3 protein-coding genes are annotated in these 3371 nt (G+C 58.4%); 2 read left to right on the top strand and 1 reads right to left on the bottom strand.

Features of this window, described 5'->3' with window-relative positions; all coding sequences use genetic code 11:
• A partial coding sequence (locus tag B2W96_RS11580) for a DUF2461 family protein (RefSeq protein WP_293010576.1) occupies nucleotides 1-298 on the bottom strand: 298 nt, incomplete at its 3' end.
• Nucleotides 299-531: 233 nt separating this feature from the next.
• Here B2W96_RS11580 and B2W96_RS11585 point away from each other — a divergent pair.
• Together B2W96_RS11585 and secA are read left to right on the top strand one after the other, a co-directional pair.
• Complete coding sequence (locus B2W96_RS11585) at nucleotides 532-1323, top strand: hypothetical protein (protein WP_293010578.1); 792 nt, start codon at nucleotides 532-534, stop codon at nucleotides 1321-1323.
• A 200-nt stretch (nucleotides 1324-1523) separates the two neighbouring features.
• The coding region (gene secA / locus B2W96_RS11590; protein ID WP_293010580.1) for a preprotein translocase subunit SecA at nucleotides 1524-3371 on the top strand (1848 nt) is incomplete at its 3' end.

Consider the following 3371-nt stretch of genomic DNA (forward strand, 5'->3'; position numbering starts at 1 on the left):
GCTGCACGGTCCACACGCTTTCCGCCGGGGCCTCCACGCTGATCCACAGGTGGTCCTTGAAGGGGCCGCGTCCATGAAGCCGCCGGGCATCCCGATAGATACGGGAAACGCGGCCCCGGAGAGGAAGCTCCGGCCTCTGCTCTGAAAACCAGTCGTACAGCTCGTCCCCCAGCTCCTTCATCGGGCGGTAAAAGCTGGATAAATAAATTTCCTTATGCGCCTCGAACCACGGCTTTTCATTGTTGAAGCGGATGCCCCACATAAAATCCACCGTTTCGTCCGTAAAGCCATTGAACATGATTGCCTCCCGTTCCGTTGTTTTTCCAAATTGCAAGGTCGGCGGCACAAATCGCCGCAGTTTTTTCTACAAAGATATCATACCACCGATTTTTCCAAAAAGGAATTGAAAAATTCATTTTTAGGGTGAAAAGGTTTGCTTTGACCTCTGTCCGTGCTATACTGTACAAATACTTCTGTAAAATACGGGAGTCTGCGGCTGCCCGAACTTATGAAAATCGGAGGGATTCGTTTATGAAGCTCGATTATACAATCTGGGACCCCACCAAAAATATCACCCTGCTGGTTTCCACCCCTGTTCCCCGTGACATGCAGCCCGAGGTGGCGGCAAAACTGATGGCTGACCGGCCTCAGGTGGAGCAGGTGGGCTTTATCGAGCCTGCAACCCTCCCCGGCGCGGCACTGCGCCTGCAAATGATGGGCGGCGAATTTTGCGGCAACGCCTCCATGTCCGCCGCGGCCTATGCCGCGGACAGGGACGGGCTGACGGCTCCCGAGGTTCCGCTGGAAGTCTCCGGCCACGAGGGCATTCTCACCTGCCGTCTTGACCGGCGGGAGGACGGGCTGTGGGGCACCGTGAACATGCCCCTGCCCGTGGAGATTACCACAGCGGAGCTTCCCGGTGGGATTTCCGTCCCCGCCGTGGTGTTTGACGGCATTGTCCACTGCATCGCCCCCGCCGGGACCCTTTCCCGTGAAGCGGCGGAATCCGCCATCCGCCCCCTGTGCGCCGCGCTGGACGCGGACGCCTGCGGTATTATGCTCTATGATGGGGCCGCAGGCTCCATCACGCCGCTGGTCTATGTCCGCTCCACTGACACGGCGGTGTGGGAGTCCGGCTGCGGCAGCGGCAGCGCCGCCGTGGGGTCGTATCTCGCTTCTCAGGCGGGAGAAAGCGCCTCCGTGGACCTTCGCCAGCCGGGGGGAACCATCACCGTTTCGGCAGCATGGGAAAACGGGCGTGTCCCTGCCCTGACCATTACCGGCCGGGTGGCGCTGGCGGAGCGGGGAAGCTGCGAACTGTAAATATTTTTCGCCATTTTTGCAGTGTCGTACATAGAAACTGCCTAAATGTAAATTTTATTCGATAAACCTGATTTTCTTTGCATTTTTCAAAAAGGTGTGGTATGCTTATCGTTGCTTTTGGCGACTGCCTATTTATATAAGGAATATCATTCCGACTTTTTCTCCCAAAAAGCCGGGTCAGAAAGGATCTTTAATCACCTATGAGCTTCATGAAGAAAATTTTCGGAGATTACAGCTCCCGCGAGCTCAAGCAGATTTATCCCATCGTCGATAAAATCGAGGCGCTGAGCGACGAGTACAAAGCGCTGAGCGACGAAGCACTGCGGGGCAAGACCGCCCAGTTTAAAGAGCGTCTGGCAAACGGCGAGACGTTGGACGCCATCCTGCCGGAGGCATTTGCCACCGTGCGGGAGGCTGCGGACCGCGTGCTGGGCCTGCGGCCCTACCGCGTGCAGCTGGTAGGCGGCGTGGTGCTGCATCAGGGCCGCATCGCGGAGATGAAGACCGGCGAAGGCAAGACCTTGGTCGCCACCCTCCCCGCCTATCTCAACGCACTGACCGGCGAAGGCGTTCACATCGTCACGGTGAACGATTATCTTGCCAAGCGCGACAGCGACTGGATGGGCAAGGTTCACCGTTTCCTCGGCCTGGAGGTGGGCCTGATTGTCCACGGACTTACCACCGCCCAGCGGCAGGCGGCCTATAACGCCGACATCACCTACGGCACCAACAACGAGATGGGCTTTGACTATCTTCGTGACAATATGTGCATTTACTCCGCGGAGCTGGTCCAGCGGGGCCACGCCTTTGCCATCGTGGACGAGGTGGACTCCATCCTGATCGACGAGGCCCGCACCCCCCTGATCATTTCCGGACAGGGTGAAAAATCCACTCAATTATACGACATGGCGGAGATGTTTGTCTCCCGCCTGAAAAAGCGTGTTGTGGCCGAGGTCGACAGCAAGGAGGAGGACGACGAGAACGAGTCCGCCGACTACATTGTGGACGAGAAGGGTAAAACCGCCATGCTCACCGCCAACGGCATTGAAAAGGCGGAGCAGTTCTTCCACCTCGAAAACCTGTCCGACCCCGAAAACTCTACCCTGTCCCACCACATCAATCAGGCCATCAAGGCCCACGGCGTGATGAAGCGGGACATCGACTATGTGGTGCAAAACGGCGAAGTCATCATCGTGGATGAGTTCACCGGCCGTCTGATGTTCGGGCGGCGGTATTCCGCCGGGCTGCATCAGGCCATCGAAGCCAAAGAGCATGTGACCGTTGCCAGCGAGAACAAGACGCTGGCCACCATCACCTTCCAGAATTATTTCCGCCTGTACGAAAAGCTCTCCGGCATGACCGGAACGGCCATGACCGAGCAGGAGGAGTTCGGCACCATCTATAATCTGGACATCATCGAGATTCCCACCAACCGCCCCAACCAGCGCAAGGACAACCACGACGTGGTGTACAAGACGGAGGCGGGGAAATACCGCGCCGTCATCCAGCAGATCAAGGAGTGCCACGAAAAGGGCCAGCCGGTGCTGGTGGGCACGGTGTCCATCGAGAAGAACGAGATTCTAAGCGAGCTTTTGGGCCACGAGGGAATTCCCCACAGCATCCTCAACGCCAAGAACCACGAAAAAGAAGCGGAGATCATCGCGCAGGCAGGCAAGCTGGGCGCCGTCACCGTGGCCACCAACATGGCGGGCCGCGGCACCGATATCATGCTGGGCGGCAACGCCGAATATATGGCGCAGGCGGATTTGCGCAAGGCCGGTATGTCCGACGAGTTGATCGGCGAGGCCACCGGCTACGCCGAAACCGACAGCGAGGAGATTCTGGACGCCCGGAAGCGGTACGCCGAAGCCTTCGCCCGCCACAAGTCTGAGATTTCCAATGAAGCGGAAAAGGTCCGGGATGCTGGTGGCCTGTTCATTATCGGCACCGAGCGCCACGATTCCCGCCGGATTGACAATCAGCTCCGCGGCCGCGCCGGCCGTCAGGGCGACCCCGGCGAAACCCGGTTCTATATCTCCCTCGAGGAC

It is taken from the genome of Oscillibacter sp. UBA6647 (genome assembly GCA_002455655.1).
Lineage (GTDB): Bacteria > Bacillota > Clostridia > Oscillospirales > Oscillospiraceae > Oscillibacter.

What these genes read in the sequence shown, in the direction of transcription:
- B2W96_RS11585 (WP_293010578.1), top strand. Translation starts at nt 532, where the DNA reads ATGAAGCTCGATTATACAATCTGGGACCCCACCAAAAATATCACCCTG.